Source organism: Streptomyces ureilyticus, from assembly GCF_011045025.1.
Classification (GTDB): domain Bacteria; phylum Actinomycetota; class Actinomycetes; order Streptomycetales; family Streptomycetaceae; genus Streptomyces; species Streptomyces ureilyticus.
The window spans coordinates 23,690-41,896 of the sequence record NZ_JAAKZX010000073.1 but is presented as its reverse complement, the minus strand read 5'-3'; the positions used below and the strand labels follow the sequence as shown (position 1 = coordinate 41,896).

Annotated in this window: 18 protein-coding genes and 1 pseudogene; 5 read left to right on the top strand and 14 right to left on the bottom strand. The window is 71.5% G+C overall.

What is annotated here, in order from left to right:
• Nucleotides 1-152: 152 nt before the first annotated feature.
• Nucleotides 153-638, top strand: a pseudogene (locus tag G6048_RS22880) (Rv1733c family protein); the annotation flags it as partial.
• A gap of 107 nt (nucleotides 639-745) precedes the next feature.
• Here the strand turns inward: G6048_RS22880 and hypE are convergent.
• From hypE to G6048_RS22820, 12 genes are all read right to left on the bottom strand, one after another.
• Nucleotides 746-1,780, bottom strand: a complete 1,035-nt coding sequence (gene hypE / locus G6048_RS22875; RefSeq protein WP_165341458.1) for a hydrogenase expression/formation protein HypE — start codon at nucleotides 1,778-1,780, stop codon at nucleotides 746-748.
• Nucleotides 1,777-2,880, bottom strand: coding sequence for a hydrogenase formation protein HypD (hypD, locus tag G6048_RS22870; protein WP_165341457.1), 1,104 nt, complete (start codon nucleotides 2,878-2,880; stop codon nucleotides 1,777-1,779). The genes hypE and hypD overlap by 4 nt, the downstream gene beginning before the upstream one ends.
• Nucleotides 2,877-3,512, bottom strand: a complete 636-nt coding sequence (locus G6048_RS22865; protein ID WP_165341456.1) for a CBS domain-containing protein — start codon at nucleotides 3,510-3,512, stop codon at nucleotides 2,877-2,879. The genes hypD and G6048_RS22865 overlap by 4 nt, the downstream gene beginning before the upstream one ends.
• On the bottom strand, nucleotides 3,505-4,854 hold the full coding sequence (locus G6048_RS22860; RefSeq protein ID WP_165341455.1) for a Ni/Fe hydrogenase subunit alpha: 1,350 nt from the start codon (nucleotides 4,852-4,854) through the stop codon (nucleotides 3,505-3,507). Before G6048_RS22860 ends, G6048_RS22865 begins: the two co-directional genes overlap by 8 nt.
• Nucleotides 4,851-5,666: an NADH-quinone oxidoreductase subunit B family protein gene (locus G6048_RS22855; protein WP_165341454.1), complete on the bottom strand. Its 816-nt coding sequence runs from the start codon at nucleotides 5,664-5,666 to the stop codon at nucleotides 4,851-4,853. Before G6048_RS22855 ends, G6048_RS22860 begins: the two co-directional genes overlap by 4 nt.
• A 1-nt stretch (nucleotide 5,667) precedes the next feature.
• The gene (locus G6048_RS22850) at nucleotides 5,668-6,474 is read right to left on the bottom strand and encodes an FAD/NAD(P)-binding protein (protein ID WP_165341453.1); all 807 of its coding nucleotides are present in this window, start codon (nucleotides 6,472-6,474) and stop codon (nucleotides 5,668-5,670) included.
• On the bottom strand, nucleotides 6,471-6,935 hold the full coding sequence (locus G6048_RS22845) for a Crp/Fnr family transcriptional regulator (RefSeq protein WP_165341452.1): 465 nt from the start codon (nucleotides 6,933-6,935) through the stop codon (nucleotides 6,471-6,473). Before G6048_RS22845 ends, G6048_RS22850 begins: the two co-directional genes overlap by 4 nt.
• Complete coding sequence (locus G6048_RS22840) at nucleotides 6,932-8,086, bottom strand: 4Fe-4S dicluster domain-containing protein (protein WP_165341451.1); 1,155 nt, start codon at nucleotides 8,084-8,086, stop codon at nucleotides 6,932-6,934. The genes G6048_RS22845 and G6048_RS22840 overlap by 4 nt, the downstream gene beginning before the upstream one ends.
• 148 nt (nucleotides 8,087-8,234) lie before the next feature.
• Nucleotides 8,235-8,492: a HypC/HybG/HupF family hydrogenase formation chaperone gene (locus G6048_RS22835; RefSeq protein WP_165341450.1), complete on the bottom strand. Its 258-nt coding sequence runs from the start codon at nucleotides 8,490-8,492 to the stop codon at nucleotides 8,235-8,237.
• 6 nt (nucleotides 8,493-8,498) lie between these two features.
• On the bottom strand, nucleotides 8,499-10,787 hold the full coding sequence (hypF, locus tag G6048_RS22830) for a carbamoyltransferase HypF (protein WP_165341449.1): 2,289 nt from the start codon (nucleotides 10,785-10,787) through the stop codon (nucleotides 8,499-8,501).
• Nucleotides 10,784-11,290: a hydrogenase maturation protease gene (locus G6048_RS22825; RefSeq protein WP_165341448.1), complete on the bottom strand. Its 507-nt coding sequence runs from the start codon at nucleotides 11,288-11,290 to the stop codon at nucleotides 10,784-10,786. Before G6048_RS22825 ends, hypF begins: the two co-directional genes overlap by 4 nt.
• 473 nt (nucleotides 11,291-11,763) lie before the next feature.
• On the bottom strand, nucleotides 11,764-11,985 hold the full coding sequence (locus G6048_RS22820) for a hypothetical protein (protein WP_165341447.1): 222 nt from the start codon (nucleotides 11,983-11,985) through the stop codon (nucleotides 11,764-11,766).
• A gap of 451 nt (nucleotides 11,986-12,436) precedes the next feature.
• Between G6048_RS22820 and G6048_RS22815 the strand changes: the two genes are divergently transcribed.
• On the top strand, nucleotides 12,437-12,859 hold the full coding sequence (locus G6048_RS22815) for an Hsp20/alpha crystallin family protein (protein ID WP_165341446.1): 423 nt from the start codon (nucleotides 12,437-12,439) through the stop codon (nucleotides 12,857-12,859).
• A 406-nt stretch (nucleotides 12,860-13,265) separates the two neighbouring features.
• Here the strand turns inward: G6048_RS22815 and G6048_RS22810 are convergent, their stop codons facing one another.
• Nucleotides 13,266-13,724 (bottom strand): OsmC family protein, encoded by a 459-nt coding sequence (locus G6048_RS22810; protein ID WP_165341445.1) that lies wholly within the window; start codon nucleotides 13,722-13,724, stop codon nucleotides 13,266-13,268.
• 199 nt (nucleotides 13,725-13,923) lie between these two features.
• Here G6048_RS22810 and sqr point away from each other — a divergent pair, with 199 nt between their 5' ends.
• A complete protein-coding gene (gene sqr / locus G6048_RS22805; RefSeq protein ID WP_165341444.1) occupies nucleotides 13,924-15,165 on the top strand; it encodes a type III sulfide quinone reductase, selenoprotein subtype in 1,242 nt (413 codons plus the stop codon).
• Between the two features lie 16 nt (nucleotides 15,166-15,181).
• On the top strand, nucleotides 15,182-15,499 hold the full coding sequence (locus G6048_RS22800; protein ID WP_165341443.1) for a TusE/DsrC/DsvC family sulfur relay protein: 318 nt from the start codon (nucleotides 15,182-15,184) through the stop codon (nucleotides 15,497-15,499).
• Nucleotides 15,500-15,692: 193 nt separating this feature from the next.
• Here the strand turns inward: G6048_RS22800 and G6048_RS22795 are convergent, their stop codons facing one another.
• Entirely contained in the window at nucleotides 15,693-16,418 is a 726-nt protein-coding gene (locus tag G6048_RS22795; protein WP_165341442.1) for a CBS domain-containing protein, read from the bottom strand.
• A gap of 614 nt (nucleotides 16,419-17,032) precedes the next feature.
• On the opposite strand from G6048_RS22795, the gene G6048_RS22790 reads away from it, so the two are divergent.
• Complete coding sequence (locus G6048_RS22790) at nucleotides 17,033-17,941, top strand: universal stress protein (protein ID WP_165341441.1); 909 nt, start codon at nucleotides 17,033-17,035, stop codon at nucleotides 17,939-17,941.
• Nucleotides 17,942-18,207: the final 266 nt, after the last annotated feature.

Below are 18,207 nucleotides of genomic sequence, written 5' to 3'. Positions count from 1 at the left end.
GGCGGGGCCGGCATAACTCATGCTGGCCATCGCGTAGCACGCGAGCGCGGCCGTGCACCCGCCGGGACCGAGAGGTCACAACCCTACCCGTGAGGGCTGCAGAAGGGATGGTCCTCTAATGAGCGAGGGGACCCCCACCACGCCGCAGCGATGTCGTTGAAGCCCGGCTGCTGCTCGGGGTCTGGTGCCTCGCGGCGGCCGCCGGCGCTGCCGCGGGCACGGCGACCGCGCACGCTGTGGTGCAGAACCTGGAGAGCCGACGAGCCGAGCGGCACGCCGTCCTGGCCGTGCTCATTCAGGGCGCTCCTCGTGCCACCTCCGAGGCCGCCGGGGCCGGCGACCAGGTGTGGGCCAAGGTGCGCCGGACGGCGTCGGACGGTTCGACCCGCACGAGCCTGGCCCGGGTCGACCCTGGAGAGAAGACCGGAGCCAGGACGCAGATGTGGCTGGACCGGAACGGCAAGCTGGTGCCCGCGTCCGTGGCCGGCGTGGAGGCCGAGTTTCAGGTCGTGGCGCTGGGCACGACGACCGCGGTGGGCGCCGGCGCGGCCGTCCTGTCCGTCGGATGGATTGTGCGCGGACGCCTGGAGCGGCGGCGCATGCCAGCAGTGGGACAGGGAGTGGGCCTGGTTCGGTGAGCAGTGGGGGCAGACCGGCTGACGGTCGGACGGATTCCTGCCGCTCGCCCTCGGTCAGAGGGCATCAGAGGGTCGGGGGTGCCTGGTCCCCTTCGCTCGAACAACAGTCAGCAGATCCGCGGTAGTTGCTCACCCAGCGGCATCTCCACGATCCGTCGGGCGCCCACCAGGGTCCGCAGCGTCACCCGTCCACGCGGCCCTTCCAGAAGCACCTCGCCGATCCGCACCGCTTTGGCTCCCTCGGGCACGGATCGCATCATGGCCAGGGCCTCGTCGGCCACGGCGGCGGTGACGAAGGCGACCAGGCACCCCTCGTTGGCCACGACCAGCGGGTCGAGGCCGAGCAGGTCACAGGCGGAGGCCACGGCCTCCGGTACCGGGACCGCGCTCTCGTCGATCTCGACGGCGACGGACGAGTCGCGGGCGATCTCGTTGAGGGCTGCGGCGAGCCCGCCCCGGGTCGGGTCCCGCAGGACGTGTACATACGGGCCGAGCGGCGACATCGCTCGCACGAGGCGGTGCAGTGGCTGGGTGTCCGAGGCGATGTCGCTCTCGAAGCCCAGGCCCTCGCGTGTGCTGAGCACGGTCGTGCCGTGCAGCCCGATCGGCCCGGACAGCAGCACCGCGTCGCCCGGGCGGGCCAGGGCGGCGGACGGGTGCAGCGATCCGGTCCGCTGCCCGATGCCGGTGGTGTTGATGAACAGCTTGTCGGCCGCGCCGCGGCCCACGACCTTGGTGTCCCCGGTCACGACGGGCACGCCGACGGACTGCGCGGCCTTGCCCAACGAGCGGAGTACGGACCGGAGTTCGGACAGCGGCAGCCCTTCCTCGACGATGAGGGCCACGGACAGGGCGAGCGGCCGGGCGCCGCGCATGGCGAGGTCGTTGACCGTGCCGTGAACGGCGAGCGAACCGATGTCACCGCCGGGGAAGAACAGCGGGCTGACGACGAAGCTGTCCGTACTGACCACCAGGTCGGGGCTCCCCGGCAGCAGCGCGGCGTCCTCCATCGGGCCCGAGCCGCTGTCGAAGGCCGGAAGGATCAACTGGTCGAGCAGATCCGCGGTCAGGCGGCCGCCGGCGCCGTGGCCCAGCAGGACGACCTCGTCCTCGTGGTTCGGGGTGGGGCATTCGATGGTCATGCCGAGCTCCTCGCAGACGTGCGTCCGGCCGCGTGGAAAGCGGCGCAGGTGCCCTCGGTCGACACCATGGGCGCGCCGAGGGGATGACGTGGTGTGCAGCGGGTGCCGTACGCCGGGCAGTCGGTGGGCAGGCGGGCGCCTGTGAGGACGGCACCCGCGATGCACTCCGGGTCCTCCACCGGTCGTAGTCCGTCCACGTCGAAGCGATGGGCCGCGTCGAACCGCTCGTACTCCTCAATGAGTTCGAGGCCACTGCGGGGCAGCGGACCGATGCCGCGCCAGGCCCGGTCGGTGACCCGGAAGACGGTACGCACCGCATCCTGAGCCCGGGTGTTGCCGGATCGGCGCACGGCCCGCGCGTACTGGTTCTCCACCTCGTGGCGGCCCGACTCCAGCTGCCGTACGGCCATGAGGATGCCCTCCAGCAGGTCCAGCGGCTCGAAGCCGGTGACCACGATCGGCACCCGGTACCGGGCGGCGATCGGCTCGTACTCGTGCCAGCCCATCACCGCGCAGACGTGCCCGGCCGCCAGAAAGGCCTGCACCTCGCAGTCGGGGTCGTCGAGCAGCGCGGTCATCGCAGGGGGCACCAGGACGTGGCTGACCAGCATCGAGAAGTTGGTCAGGCCGAGGCGGGCGGCGTGCAGGACGGCCGTCGCGTTGGCGGGCGCCGTCGTCTCGAATCCGACGGCGAGGAAGACCACTTCGCGTTCCGGGTGGTCGGCGGCGATGCGTACGGCGTCCATCGGTGCGTAGACGACGCGGACGTCAGCGCCCCGCGCCCGCAGAGACAGCAGGTCCGTGTCGGTGCCGGGGACGCGCAGCATGTCGCCGAAGCTGGTGAGGATGACGCCGGGGCGGGCCGCGATGTTCATGGCCCGGTCGAGGGTCTCCAGCGGGGTCACGCAGACCGGGCAGCCGGGACCGTGGATCATGCGCATGCCGGCGGGCAGCAGTTCGTCGATGCCCTGGCGCACCAGAGTGTGCGTCTGGCCTCCGCAAACCTCCATGATCCGCCAGGGGCGCGTCGCGGTGTCCCGCAGCTCGTCCAGCAGGCGCCGGGCGAGGACGGGATCGCGGTACTCGTCCAGGTACTTCATCGGTGCGTCAGTTCCAGTCGGATGTCCACGACCCCCTCCACTGCCCGCACGGCCCGGGCCACGACGGGGACGAGTGCGCGGTCGGGGAGGGAACCGCCCAGCGTGACCACGCCCTCGGTCACCGACACCGTCAGTGTGGTGGTGAGCGGGAGCTGGTTCAGAACGGTGTGCCGGATCTCCTCGGCGATCTCCTCGTCGGAGCGGAGGAAGACCTTGAGCAGGTCGCCGCGGCTGACCACGCCCTGCAGGATGCCCACGCCGTCCACGACGGGCAGCCGCTTGACGTGCCGGCGGGCCATGATGCGGGCGGCCTTGGCCAGCGAGGCGTCCGCGTGCACGGTGACGGCCGGGGTGGTCATCAGTTCGCCCGCGGTCACCGCCGCCGCCTTCGCCCGCTCGGCGGGCTCGCCCGGGTTGACGTCGGTGTAGTCGGCGTCGCGGAACTCCTCCTTGTGCAGCAGATCGGCCTCGGAGACCACGCCGATGACCCGGCCCTCGCCCTCCAGGACCGGCAGCGCGCTGACCTTCCACTGGTCGAACAGCTCGACGATCTCCTTGAAGGACGCGTCGCGCCCGACGGCGACGACGGTGTGCGTCATCACATCGCTCACGGTGTACGGGGCTTCAGGCATCGCGGCCTCCAGAGGTGCGGACGACCCTCAGGTCGAGGAAGTGGGTGGAACAGGAGATGCAGGGATCGTGGTTGCGGATGGTCCGCTCGCACAACGCCGTCAACTCGGCGTCGTCCGGGTCCTGTTCAGTGATGGCGTGCTGCGCGACGCGGCGCAGATCGTCCTCGATGGCGCCCTGGTTCTGCGCGGTGGGCGGCACTAGGAGGGCGTCGGTGACAGTGCCGTCGGCGTCGAGGGCATAGCGGTGGTAGAGCAGCCCTCGCGGGGCCTCGGTTGCGCCGTGTCCGACACCGGCGGCGGGTGGCACGTCGGTGTACGGGCGCCCCGGCGGCTCGTACTCCTCGATGATCCGCAGCGCCTCGTCGACGGCGTACACCACCTCGACGGCCCGCACGAGGATGGACCGGAACGGGTTGCGGCACACCGAGCCCTCGCGTGGATCGCCGAGCCCCGCCTCCCGGGCCGCCTCCAGGGCTGCCGGGGACAGGCGGCGCCCGCTGATCGCGAACCGGGCGAGGGCCCCGGTGAGGTGGCGGCGCCCGTCGAGCCGCGAGTGCAGAGCGGTGGAGTGCGGCACGTGGGTCTCGGTGACGCGGTCCGTGAAGTCCCGCACCGGGAACGAGCCGAGGGTGCCGTCGGAGCGCAGCACGGTCGGGGTGCCGCCCTCGATGGAGTACGTGTCCGGGGCGGCCAGTGCCAGCAGGTCGGCGTCGACACGGGCGTCCGGGAAGTCGAACCCCGCCACCCAGCGCACGGTCTCCCGGGCGTCGTCGAGCGCCTGCTTCAACTCCTCGGCCAGTGGCCGCAGTTCGGCACGGGTCGGGGTCCGGTGGAAGCCTCCGAGTCGTACGTTGACGGGGTGGACGGCCCGTCCGCCGAGCAGCTCCATGAGGGAGTTGCCCGCCTTCTTCAGCCGCAGCCCCCGCTCCACGTCGGCCCGGTGCGTGCGGGCCAGTTCGATGGCGCTGGCGCGTCCCAGGAAGTCCGGGGCGTGCAGCAGGTAGATGTGCAGGGCGTGGCTCTCGATCCACTCTCCGCAGTACAGCAGCCGGCGCAGCTCACGGATCACCGGATCGACCGTCACCCCGCAGGCGTCCTCGATCGCCGAGCACGCGCTCATCTGGTACGCCACCGGGCAGATCCCGCACACGCGGGCCGTGATGTCGGGCGGCTCGGTGTACGCACGGCCGCGCAGGAACGCCTCGAAGAAGCGGGGTGGTTCGTAGATGTCGAGCCGGGCCTCGGTGACCGTGCCGTCGTGGACGTGCAGGCGCAGCGCGCCCTCGCCCTCGACCCGGGAGAGCGAGCCGACGCGCAGGACACGGGATCCGCGGTGGGTCACGTCCTCGCCTCCTTGTCGATCTTGTCGAATGCGGCGGCGTTGAAGGTGTGCAGGAGCCGTTCGACGGCGGCCTCGTCGAGACCGCCCGCCCGTTTCCCACCACCGCCCTTGCCGGAATCGCTACGCGATGCACCTCCGTTGCGCAGCAGCGGAATCAGCGCGGGCAGGTTCACCGAACCCGACGGGCCGAAGCAGCCGAAGCAGCCGCGCCCGTACGCCGGGCACAGTGCCCCGCACCCGGCGTGCGTGACCGGGCCGAGGCAGGGGGCGCCGTGGGCGACGGTGACGCAGACGGTTCCGCGCCGCTTGCACTCGAAGCACACGCTGTGGTTCGGGACGTCGGGCTTGCGGCCGGCGAGGAAGGCGGTGATGACCTCGAGGAGCTGGCGGCGGTCGATGGGGCAGCCGCGCAGTTCGAAGTCGACGTCGACGTGGGCCGAGACGGGGGTGGAGGTGGCCAGGGTGGAGATGTACTCGGGGTGCGCGTAGACCGTGCGGCGGTACTCGTCCACGTCCGCGAAGTTCCGCAGTGCCTGGATGCCTCCGGCGGTGGCGCACGCGCCGATGGTCACCAGGTGGCGGGAGGCGGCCCGGATCGCGCGGACGCGCTCGGCGTCCTCGGTGGTGGTGACCGAGCCTTCGACAAGAGTCAGGTCGTACGGTCCGGGTGCGACCGCGCTGGACGCTTCCAGGAAGTGGGTGATGTCCACCCGGCCCGCCAGGGCGAGGAGTTCGTCCTCGCAGTCCAGCAGGGTGAGCTGGCAGCCGTCGCAGGAGGCCAGTTTGAACACGGCGAGTGTGGGCGCGTTCATCTCACAACTCCCTTACGGACAGCAGGGGTTCGGCGACGTCCCAGCCGGCCACCGGTCCGTCCCGGCACACCAGCAGGGGACCGAGCTGGCAGTGCCCGCAGTGCCCGGTGGCGCAGCGCATGTTGCGCTCCAGCGAGACCCGGATCCGCTCCTTGGGCACACCTCGGTCCGCGAGCTCGCGGGCGGTGGCGCGGATCATCGGCTCGGGGCCGCAGACGAAAGCCCAGGTGCCGGCGGGGTCGAAGGGGGCACGCCCCAGCAACTGGGTGACCACTCCGACGTCCCCTCGCCACTCCTTGTCGGGCCAGTCGACCATCACCCTGGTGTACGCCGTCGGCCAGCTCTCGATCTCCTCCCGGGCGATCAGATCACCGGGCGTACGTGCCCCGACGAGCACGCTCACCCGGCCGTACGCCTCCGGCTCGGCCAGCGCGCTCAGGATCAGCGGCCGCAGCGGAGCGAGCCCGATGCCGCCGGCCACCACCAGCACGTCCCGGCCGCGCGCCCGATCCAGCTCCCAGCTCGTGCCGTAGGGGCCGCGCAGGCCCAGGAGGTCGCCGACGCGGGCCGCGCACAGGCCGTCGGAGACCGCGCCCACGTTGCGGATCGTGTGGGCGAGGCCGCCCGTGGTCTGCACGGAGCTCACCGACAGGGGGATCTCGCCCCGGCCGAAGCAGTGCACCATCGCGAACTGCCCCGGCGCGAAGTCGTCCAGTGCTTCGGCGACCGGTTCGAGCCGCAGCGTGACCGACTCCTCGGTCTCCCGCCGCCGGTCGACCACGAGGTACGGAACCGGTACGGCGGTCATCGCACACCGCCGCTGGTGGAGGTGCCGTACAGGTCGACCAGCCGGGCGCGGGCGGCGTTCAGCCGATGGGACAGCACCCGACCGACCCAGCGGCCGATCTCCCGCCCGAACTCGGCGTCGTCGTCGCACATCAGGCGCACGGCGACGGCGTCGAACTCGTACGCCCGCACCGGCGTCTGCGCCCGGGCGCCCAGTTGCCAGACGTACGGCTCGAACAACCAGGACCAGCCCACGAGATCACCCTCGCCGAGGGTTTCGATGACGGGCGTGGGGTGACCGGGGACGTGCATGTCGAGGGCGACCGTGCCGTCGCGGACGATCCAGAAGCGGTCGGCGTGACCGCCCTCCTCGAACAGCCGGGCGCCCTGGCGGAAGCCGACCTCGCGGGCGACGCGCAGGAGTCGCTCCCGGTGCTCGGGAGGCAGCGCGTGCGGCATGCGCAGGGTGATCGAGGGGGTCATCGCTCCGTCTCCTTCTCCGTCTCGAGTTCGGCGTGCAGTGCGGCGACTTCCTCCGTGATGTCGATGCCGGCCGGGCACCAGGCGATGCACCGCCCACAGCCGACGCAGCCGGACGTGCCGAACTGGTCGTGCCAGGTGGACAGCTTGTGGGTGAGCCACTGCCGGTAGCGGGCACGCCCCGAGGAACGCACCGGGCCCTCGTGCAGATAGGAGAAGTCCAGGTCGAAGCAGGAGTCCCAGCGCTGCCACCGCTCGGTGTGGTCACCGGTGAGGTCGGTGACCTCCTCGGTAGTGGTGCAGAAGCACGTGGGGCACACCATCGTGCAGTTGCCGCAGGTCAGACAACGTGACGCGACGTCATCCCAGCGCTCGGCCGCCAGGCTTGCACCCAGCAGCGTGCGCAGGTCGACCGGGGGCAGCGCCCGGCCCATGCGGTCACGTGCCGCGTCCACCGCGGCCCGGGCGGAGGCGTCCGTGACCATGTCGGCGGCCCGGTGCGGAACCTGCTCCAGCAGCCGGGCACCCTCCTCGCTGCCTACGCGGACGAGGAACCGGTGCCCGCCCTCGTCCACCACCTCGGTGAGCGCCAGGTCGTACCCGGCGTCGGCCGCGGGGCCGCCGCCCGTCGACACGCAGAAGCAGGTCGCGCCCGGTTCGGTGCACTCGGCGGCGATGAGCAGCGCCCGCTTCCGGCGCTTGCCGTAGCCTCCGTCCGTGTGCCGCCCGCCGGTCAGGACGCCGTCCTGGATTGCGATGGCCCGCAGGTCGCAGGGGCGCACGCCGAGGAAGGCGTACGACGGTGCCTCGGGTTCGTCGGCCGTGAAGGACAGGTCGCCCTCGGGTGTCCGGTCGGCGCTCCAGAGGCGCTCCCGCGCGGGGTGCAGGTAGGACTTCCAGGACTGCGGGCCCGCGCTGTGCGCGAAGGCGGCACCGTCCTCGCGGCGGACGAGACGGTAGCGCCCGGCGTCGAGCTCGACACCCCAGCCGTACGGCAGCTCGGCCGCCGAGGCCAGCTCGGCCAGCACGATCGCTCCGTCGCGGACCGTCGGCCCGACGACGGTCCGTCCGTCGGCCACCAGGGCCGCAACCAGGGCGTCGAGCCCGTCACGGTCCAGGACTGCAAGAGCTTCCGGGGCTTCGGTGCCGGTCATCGCGGTCCTCCTCGCCAAGGGGCTGCTCCGTCTCCCTCGCCTTAAGCGTGCAGCCGGGCCACGGCACATGGCAGGGGCCGTTCGGCCCCTCGACGGGCCCGGTCGGGCAAGGGCGAGGGGCGCATGACCGCCCCGGGGCCGAGTTGTCTCACGGCAGCGGCTCGCCCAGCTCGCCCTCGACCGCGTCGGCCATCGCCCGGAGCACGTCGAATGTCCGCCGCGCCTCTGCCTCGTTCACCTCGGTGATCGCGAAGCCGACGTGCACGATGACGTACGTGCCCACGTCCGCGTCGGGGGTGCAACTGAGGCAGACCTCGCGCCGTACACCGCCGAAGTCGACGGTGGCCATGCGGAGCCCGGCGTCTTCGTGGACTTCCAGGACCTGTCCCGGGATGCCCAGACACATGAGTGCTCACCTCTCCCCGGCCAGCCGCGCGGCCGCGACCGCCGCCTGGCCGTAGCTGATGCCACCGTCCCCGACCGGGACCTGGCTGCCGACCAGCACGCGCAGGCCCTGTGCGTGCAGCCGTCGCCGTACCTCGGTGAGCAGCAGCCGGTTGACGAAGCAGCCGCCGCCCAGGCACACCGTGCGCGGCGCGCCGTCCTCGACGGCCCGTGCGGCGAGTTCGGCGGTGACGATCGCGAGCGTCAGATGGAAGGCCGCCGCCAGCCGGGACACGGGCTCCCCGCCCAGTCGGCGTTCCAGCAGGTCCGTCAGGGTCGGCGCGGAGTCGTACACCCACAGGCCCTGCGCGCGGACGACGCGGTGGTCGAGTGGTACGGCGTGCTCGCGGCCCGCCGCCGCTTCGAGCAGCACGGCCGCCTCGCCCTCGTAACTCACCTGGTCGGCAAGGCCGAGCAACGCGGCGACCGTGTCGAAGAGCCGCCCGGCGCTGGACGCCCGCGGGCAGTTGACGTCACGGGCCACCATGGCGCGTACGGCGGCGACCTCGCCGGCGTCGAGCCGGTCCGTGAAGGGCCGACTCAGCCAGGGGTAGGGGCGCGGGCTGCCCAGTTGCTCGCCGCCCAGCAGGTGCCCGAGCGCGGTGCGGGATGGATGGCGTACCGCCGCGTCGCCGCCGGGCAGGGGCGCGGTCGCGAACCTGCCCACACGGCGGTAGCCGCTCAGATCGGCGACGAGGAGCTCGCCGCCCCAGAGCGTGCCGTCGTCGCCCAGCCCCAGACCGTCGTACGCGATGCCGAGGAAGCGGCCCCGCACCCCGTGCTCGGCCGCGCAGGCGGCCACATGCGCATGGTGGTGCTGCACCGGGATTCGGCGCAGCGGCTGCGCCTCGGCCCACCGGGTGGAGAGGTAGCCGGGGTGCAGATCGTGCGCGATCGCCACCGGTTCGATCCCGGTGAGGCGCTTGAGATCGTCGTACGACGTCCGGAACGCGTCGAACGTCGCCACGTCGGCCAGGTCGCCGGTGTGCGGTCCGAGATGCGCCCACCCGTCGGCGGCCAGCGCGAAGGTGTGCTTGAGATGGGCACCCGCCCCCGCGATCGGCTCGCGCACGTCGAGCGGCAGTGGGGCCGGCGCCAGGCCGCGTGCCCGGCGGACGGTGATTCGGGTCCGGCCGGCGAACTGCACCACGGAGTCGTCGTAGCGGGCCCGGATCGGCCGATCGTGGGTGAGGAAGCCGTCGGCGACGGCGGCGAGCGCGCGGCGAGCGTCGGCGTCCTCGACGGCGATGGGCTCGTCGCTGAGGTTGCCGCTGGTGACCACCAGCGGGCGGGCCAGCTCGTCGAGCAGCAGGTGGTGCAGGCCGGTGGTGGGCAGGAACAGGCCGACGCGGGACAGTCCGGGATGGACCCCGTCCACAAGAGGCGTCTCACCGCGTGACCGCAGCCGGGCGAGCAGGACGACGGGGCGCGCCGACGACGTCAGGGTCGCGCACTCCGCGCTGCCGATCCGCGCCAGCCGGGCCGCCGTGTCGACGTCCCCCACCATGACGGCGAACGGCTTCGTGGGGCGGTGCTTGCGGCGTCGCAGCTCGGCCACGGCCCGCGGATCACCCGCGTCGCACACCAACTGGTAGCCGCCGAGCCCTTTCAGCGCGACGATTCCGCCCTCGGCGACGGTCTTGACCGCCGCTCGCAGCGCTTCCCCACCGCGCAGTTCGTCCCATGCCAGGCGAGGACCGCAGGCGGGGCAGGCCACGGGCTCGGCGTGGAACCGCCGGTCGCCGGGATCGGCGTATTCGGCCGCGCAGTCGGCGCAGAGCGGGAAGCGCCGCATCGTCGTACGGATCCGGTCGTACGGAAGGTCTTCGATGATCGTGGCGCGCGGCCCGCAGTCGGTGCAGTTGATGAACGGGTAGCGGTGGCGCCGGTCGTGGGGGTTACGCAGCTCGTGCAGGCAGGCGTCGCAGATCGCCGCGTCCGGAGGGATCTCGCGCGGCACCGTGCCCGTGTGACCGGGCGCGCTGTGCCGCACATCGAAGCCCGCTGCGGACATCGACTCCTGTGTACCGCGCGTCAGGTGGATCCCGCGTACCCGGGCGAGAATCGGAGCGTCGGCGCGCAGACGCGCCGCGAAGTCCTCAATGACCTCCGGCGCTCCCGCGACCTCGCCCTCCACGTGCCCGTTCACATTGGCCACCCAGCCGTCCAGGCCGAGCGCGGACGCCGTGCGGTACACGAAGGGCCGGAAGCCGACTCCCTGGACGATCCCGTCCACCTGGAAGCGTCGCACGGTCATGGCAGCCTCCGCGCCGGTGCGCCGCGATGGCGCGCGATCTCGTCCTCGACCGAACCGGCGAGCGGTTCGACGACGGCCGCGACGGCGGGGGAGAGCCCGGTGCCGAGCGAACCGTCGGCGCCCTCCGCCGCGTAGACCACCAGCCGGGACGGAAGACGCCCCAGGACACGCGCAAGTTCGACGGCCTCACCGAGGCCCAGCCCGTGCGAGCTGGTGGTCGGCGGCTGCTCCAGGCGCTCGGCGTCGAGTTCGATACGGTGCACACGGCCGGGGCGTCCGGGATGCGCGTGCGCGGCGTCCACGACGACCGCGAGAGCGGCGTCCTCCCACAGGCCGATCAGCCGACCCGGGTCGCCGTCGCAGGTGGCGAGCACCGTGCCGGGCGGCAGCGGCCGGTCCTCGGCCCGCTCCCGCAGCCGGGCCACCACGGCCCAGCCGACGCCGTCGTCGCGCCGGAATTCGTTTCCGACGCCGATGACGGCGATCCGCGTGTGCGTCGTCATGTATCTCACCGTGCGCTGCCACGAGTGCGGTCCACAGGGGCCGAACGACCCATGGCGAGGGCCGATCCTCCCTTTCCGGTCAGGGTCTGGCGGTCCGGTCGGTGCACAGACCCAGGCCGGCTCGCCAGGGCCGCTGTGAGCACGCCCGCGTCGAGCAGGGTGCCGAGGGACGGCCAGGGGCTGAACCACAGGGCCTTGAGCAGCAGGCCGGCGGACGCCGCGATGAACTGGGGACGTTCCGCCGTTGCTGTCCGTCACGGTGGCGGAGCCCGCGCCCCAGAGCACCGTATGCGCAGTACGCGACCTGCCAACTCAACGGTCACCAAGCAAGCCGGGTGACGTCGGCTGCGGTCCGGCAACGCCCCGAAGGGGCCCGGGGCTGTATCGATTTGCGGCTCCGCCGCGTGGGCGCGACCAGCCACGATGGTGCCGCAGAGGACCGACGGCACATCGTGGCACTTCCAGCGGAGCGCTCAGCGGTAGCGCCGGTGGTCGTCGTGGTCGCCGATGTAGTGCCTCTCGTCGATGACAACCTCCCGCTCACCTGGGCGCCGGACCATGCCCGGCGTGGCCATGAACGTGATCAGCCCGAGGACTCCGGCGGCCATCAGGACGAAGCCGACGACGAACGAGCTGTAGCCGAACACCAGGCACGCGCCCAGCACGGCCGCGCCGATCAGGATGAGCGGAACCATGGCTGCCTCCTGCGCCAGGCCCGGGTTGTCCCGGACGACAGAGCCTCCGAGGCGGACACCACCGGTGTGCCGTCCGCCGGTTTCCTCAGTCGGCTCTTCGCCTCCAGCTTCGGACGTTCGCGTGTTCGCGCCCAGAGGCCGACCGGTTCCTCGAGGAGGGCCGGACGTCCTTCCGCGAGGATTGGCTCGCGCTTCCGCAGCTCGGTCGTGAACACGGGTCGTGCGCAGAGAGAGGGGCCCTCCAGGCCCCACCGGCCCCTCAACAGCCTTGAGTTGAGGGCGCCTTGCGCGGGACCGCGAACGGTGGCCCTCGCCCGGCTCCTGGCGGACGAGCCGGGAACAGGGCCCGACCGGGTCCCGTACGGGGCCGATGGGCCCGCGCAGGCACGGCTCCCCATACGGGACTTTGGAAATGGCAAAGGACAAGGAGAGAGACAGAGGAGGGAGACAGATGAGCGGCATGATGGAGCGGCTGCCGGGCTGGCCGGCACTGCCCGACCTGTTCGGCTGGGTCGAGTCGGGGTTCCCCGGAGGGCACCTGGTTCCGGGAATGCACGGCATCCGTATCGAAGAGCACCTCGCGGATGAGAAGTACGTGCTGCGGGCCGAACTCCCGGGCATCGACCCCTCCAAGGACGTCGAGATCACCGTCACGGAAAGCGTCCTCACCCTGCGGGCCGAGCGCGGCGAGGAGGCCACGCAGAATCACCGGACCGAATTCCGCTACGGAGTCTTCGCCCGCTCCGTTCGGCTCCCGGCCGGAGCCAAGGGTGACGAAGCGACAGCTGAGTACAAGGACGGTGTCCTGACCATCACGGTCCCGGTGCCGGAGGCGAAGGCGGGCACCAGGAGCATCCCTGTGCGGCACGGCTGAGGGCAGGCTCGTGCCGAGCCGCTGAGAGTGCGCAGCCGGGAGAGCGTGTCGGCTGCGCACACGCCTGTCGTTCTCCGTGCGCCGGGATGCGACCGGTGTGCGCGGCGGGATGGAGCGAGAGGCCCTCGGCTTGATGACGCGGCCGCGCCGCGGGGCTGGAGGCATACAGGGGAGGGAGACGGACGACGGCCGTCTCCTGTCTCCGCCACCACCCGCTTCGTAGCGGTCATCGCCGCCGGCGACCGGCTACGGCCGACGCGGTGCGGACGTGCGGGATGCGGAGGGTGGTTGGCACGGACAGCCCGTCGGCGCTGCCACACCAGACCTTCCTTCAGTCCGTCGTCCCCGATGCGCTCCTTGAAGACGCGCTCCAGGAGAGGCGGTACGCGCGGTACGAGCGGTGTGCTCACTGCTCCAGCTCGATGCCGATTTCGGGTGTTTCATGAAGCGTGTTGTGGATGGTGCAGTGGGAAGCGACGGCGAGCATGGCCGCGTGGCGTTGGGGTGAGAGGGCGGGAGGCGGTACGAGGACGAGGCGTATGGAGGCGACGCGGGCGGGACGGTCGGTGGCCATGGTGAACTCCGTACGGACCCCGAGCCCGGTGCTGTGCAGACCGTGGCGCTGGAGGTAGCGGCCCGCGTAGAAGGCGACGCAGGTGGCCAGGGACGCGGCGAACAGTTCGACGGGCGTGGGTGCAGTGTCCTTCCCGCCGGGTTCCACAGGCTGGTCGACCAGGAGTTGGTGACCGCGGACGTCCACCGCGTACGCGTCGCCGTAGACGTGGGTGACCTCGAGCCGGTGCACGTCCGCTTCCGGTTCCGTAGGCCGCGGGGTGGTGGCGATCTCCGGTGCTGTGCGGGTCATGGCGGGGCCCTCCTTCGTACGTCGACAGCTGCCGGACTCCAGTGGAACGCGAACGGCGCGGGACGGGGAGAGGCCGAACGGGTTGGCCGGAGGGCCGGTCGGCCCGGCGGGGACAGTCCCGGCGGTATACCCCCATGGGTAAGCGGCCAGGGACCATCGGCTCCTGCCCACGCCCCAAATCCCGCACGACAGTGGAGGCATGAGCAAACACATCGTGGTTCTCGGAAGCGGCACCGCCGGCACGCTGACGGCCAACCGGCTGCGGCGGATGTACGACGAGCGCGAGTGCCGCATCACAGTTGTCGACCAAGACGACGACCACGTCTACCAGCCCGGGCTGCTGTTCGTGCCCTTCGGGCTTGCACAGCCCCACGGACTGGTCCGGTCCCGGCCGCGCCAGCTCCATGACGGCATCGACTACCGGAGGGCCCGGATCGACCGGGTGGACCTGGACGCCGACACCGTGCACTTTGCTGTCGGCGGTTGGCTGACCTACGACGTCCTCGTCGTGGCGACCGGAGCCATGCTGCTGCCGGAGGAGACCGAGGGGCTGACCGGCCCCGGCTGGGGCGAGAAGGTGTTCACCTTCTACGACCTGCCCGGCGCGATTGACCTGCACCACGCGCTGGAGCACTTCGACGGCGGTCGCGTGGTGGTGAACGTGGCCGATCTTCCCGTCAAATGCCCCGTCGCGCCCCTGGAGTTCGCCTTCCTCGCCGACTGGTACTTCCAGCGGTGCGGTATCCGCGACCGGGTCGAGCTGACGTACGTCACACCGCTGGACGGGGCCTTCACCAAGCCAGTCGCCGCGAGGGCATTGAGCGGTCTGCTGGCGCACAAGGGCATCGAGCTGGTCACCGAGTTCACGCTCGGCGAGGTCGACGGCACGGGCGGACGGCTGGTGTCGTACGACGAGCGCGAAGTGGCGTTCGACCTGGCCGTCGTCGTGCCGCTGCACGGCGGTGCCGCCTACGTCGGCCGCTCACCGGGCCTGGGCGACGAACTCGGCTTCGTTCCCGTCGACCCGCACACCCTCCAACATCCGGACCGGGCCAACGTGTTCGCCATCGGTGACGCGGCCGGTCTGCCCGCGTCCAAGGCCGGTTCGGTGGCCCACTTCGAGGGCGAGGTGCTGGCGCACAACATCGGCCGCTTCCTCGCCGGGCAGCCGCTGGACGCCTCCTACGACGGACACACCAACTGCTTCGTGGAAACCGGCTTCCACAAGGCTCTGCTCATCGACTTCAACTACGAGACCGAGCCGCTGCCCGGGCACTTCCCGGCCGCCGTCGGCCTGCCGCTGCTGAAGGAGTCGCACGCCAACCATCTCGGGAAGCTCGCCTTCGAGTGGCTGTACTGGCACAGCCTGCTGCCCGGCCGGGAGCTGCCCGGCATCGGCTCGGCGATGCCCGAACACGGCAAGAACCACGTCCACGTCTGAGCCGAGGAGAATCGTCATGCCCACTGCTACCTACGACGACACCGCCGTCCCGGTCGACGACGAGGGCTTCTTCACCGAGCCCGACCGGTGGACCGAGGCCATGGCCGGGCAACTCGCCCGCGAGCAGGGGATCGAGGACCTGACCGAGCGGCACTGGACGGTCATTCGCTTCATGCGCTCCGAGTACACCGCCAAGGGCACCGGTCCCACTGTGCGGGTGCTCGGCAAGACTTCCGGCGTGAGCGTCAAGGAGCTCTACCAGCTCTTCCCGAAGGGCCCGGCGAAGACCGCCGCGAAGATCGCCGGAATCCCCAAGCCCCGCGGCTGCATCTGACGTGGCCGCCGCATTCGAAGGAGTACCTGTCATGGCATGTCGTCGAGCATGGGCATCCGCGGGTGCGCACTGGTTCTCGAGGCATTGACGGCCTGCCGGGGGCAGGGCGTCCTCCGTATGCTTCCGCGAGCGCCGGGGCGCCAGTGTGGATGACCGCGCTGTGGCCCTGGCCGCCGACAACGCGCCGTCGAGGTCACCGCTCCGGGAGCCAGTGATGGGCGATCCGGTGCGAGGGGTGTTGCTCGGGCGGGTGGGTGTCGTCGATGCGGAAGGTGAGGCTTTTCATCACTCCCACGACGCCGTCCACCTTCCAGACCAGCTGGACCACCAGCGGAATGTCGCTGCGGTGCTCCAGACGGCCTTCCAGCGTGGCCACGCCGTCGCGGACGGAGACGATCACTGTGTAGTGCGGTAGGCACATGGCGCGGGTCAGGACCTCGTCGATGATCTCCTGGCGGATCTCCTCGTCGGTGCGCAGGAAGACCCGCATCAGGTCGCGGCGGGTGGCGATGCCGATGAGGCGGTCTTCCTCGTCGACCACGGGCAGCCGTTCGACGTGGTGACGCTCCATCACCCGGGCCGCGTCCGCGACGCGTTGCTCCGGGTGCACCGTGATCGCGGGCGTCGACATCAGCTGCCCTGCAGTCGTGGCGCGGACTTCGACGGCCCTGGGCCGCGCCCTGCCGCGCAGGGCGGGGAGTCGGAAGCGGCGTCCCGGGGCCCGTTCGCCCTGAGCCGCCTGTCGGCGTATCAGGTCGGTCTCGGAGATCACGCCCACGACCTTGTCGTCGGTGTCCACCACTGGCAGGCCGCTGATCCGATGCTGGTGCAGCAGTCGGGCCACATCTTTGAACGGCGTCTCCTGGCGGGCGCCGATGACCTCGCTGGTCATCACCTCGCCGACTTTGCACGTCTTCATGGCTGTCTCCTCCTTTCCTTCACCGCTTCAAGCAGAGCGCGACAGATCTGTGGTGCGTACGGCGTCCGCAGGCCCAACCGGACACCGCCGGGTGCCGTGCCGCTGCGGTGTGCGCCGGGGGGCCAAGCGGCCGGTTCGGCCGTTTCCGTCCCGTTGGGCTGTCCCGGTAGCCGGCCCTCCGATGCTCCTTCAGCCTCGCGTGCAACGGATTGAGGGGGCAGGGGCCGACCGGCCCGGACTCCCGGGTCGAACCGTCCTCTCATCGACCGGTCCTGGCAGGACCGACGGGCCGGCCAGAGACGCCGGAGACCCGAAGAGCGGGTGGCCGGCTCACGTGGCTGTGGCACCAGGGGCGGTGGTGAGAGGTGCGGGCGTCAGTCGGCGAACGGTCAGCACTTCTGCCCCGCTCACCTCCGCCGAGGATGGTGAGACTTCCGGGATGTGCCAGGGCGGGCAGGAAGGTGATCAGCTGTCCGGCTCCAACGATTCACGCGGCGGCAGCGGGGCCGTGGAGCCCGGGGAAAGGGCCCGTCCGGCCCCTGCGCACCGCTCGGTGTTCGTACCAGGCTTGATGACGGACACACGGACATACGCACACCGAGGAGGCACGGGTCATGGATCGACACGTTGTCGCGGGGATCGATGGTTCCCCCGAGAGCCGCGCTGCCGCGCACTGGGCAGCCCGGGAAGCACTGCGCCGCGGAGCCGCGCTGCGGCTCGTGCACGCCTGGCAGTTGCACGCACGTCCCGCCGCCAACGTGCCCTTGGACATGACCGAGCGAAGCTTCGCACGGCAGATCCTTGCGGAGGCGTTGGACAGCGTCCGCGCGGCGCATCCCGGGCTGCAAGTCGTCGACCAGCAGGTGAAGGGCTCACCGGTCACCGCCCTGCTGGCAGCGGGGGAACGGGCCGAGCTGATGGTGCTCGGGTCCCGGGGGCTCAGCGGTTTCGTAGGCTTCCTGCTCGGCTCAGTGTCCGCGCGCGTCGTCGCCAGGTCGTCGCGACCCGTGGTTCTGGTCCGCGCGGGTGAGAACGTCGCTGATGAACACTTCCCGGTCCCTGACGGCGTCGCTCCGGACGAGATCCCCGAGATTCCGTACCGCGATGTCGTCCTCGGCCTCGACACCGGCCAACCCTGCGACGATCTTCTCGAGTTCGCTTTCGAGGCCGCTCGGCGCCGTGGCGCAGCGCTGCGCGTGATCCACACCTTCACGGTCCCGCCGGGATACGCCACCGCCGACCGGGTCGTCCCGCCTCCGGGCCCGGAGCTGCTCGCGGAGCACGAACACGCCGTGGTCGCGACGCTGCGTCCGTGGTGCGAGAAGTTCCCCGAAGTTGCCGTCACCGAGACCGTCGTCGAAGGCCGGGCGGCCACCGAACTGACCCGCGCCGCTTCCGGAGCTGCCCTTGTCGTCGTGGGACGCCGGTTGCGGGACATCCGTCTCGGCGGCCATGGCGGACCGGTCACCCACGCGGTACTGCACCATGCCGGCTGCCCCGTCGCTGTCGTCGCGCACGTCTGAGCCAGTGCCCGAAACCGGAATCCGTCCACCTCGCGGAGGAACCATGGGGTGATACCCCGTATCCGGTCGCATCCGATGCGAGAGCCGTCGGCGCACGCGACCGGCCCTGGAAGTCCGGTGGATCCCCGCGATGCCTCATCATGTCCACGCGGATCCACCGGCCCTCCGCGTTCGCGACGTTGCGGCGACACCGTCCACAGTCTCAGGGACCGCTGGTCCCCAGCCACGGCCACTCGGCCCTGCACCCAGGGCCCGGTCGGTCCCTC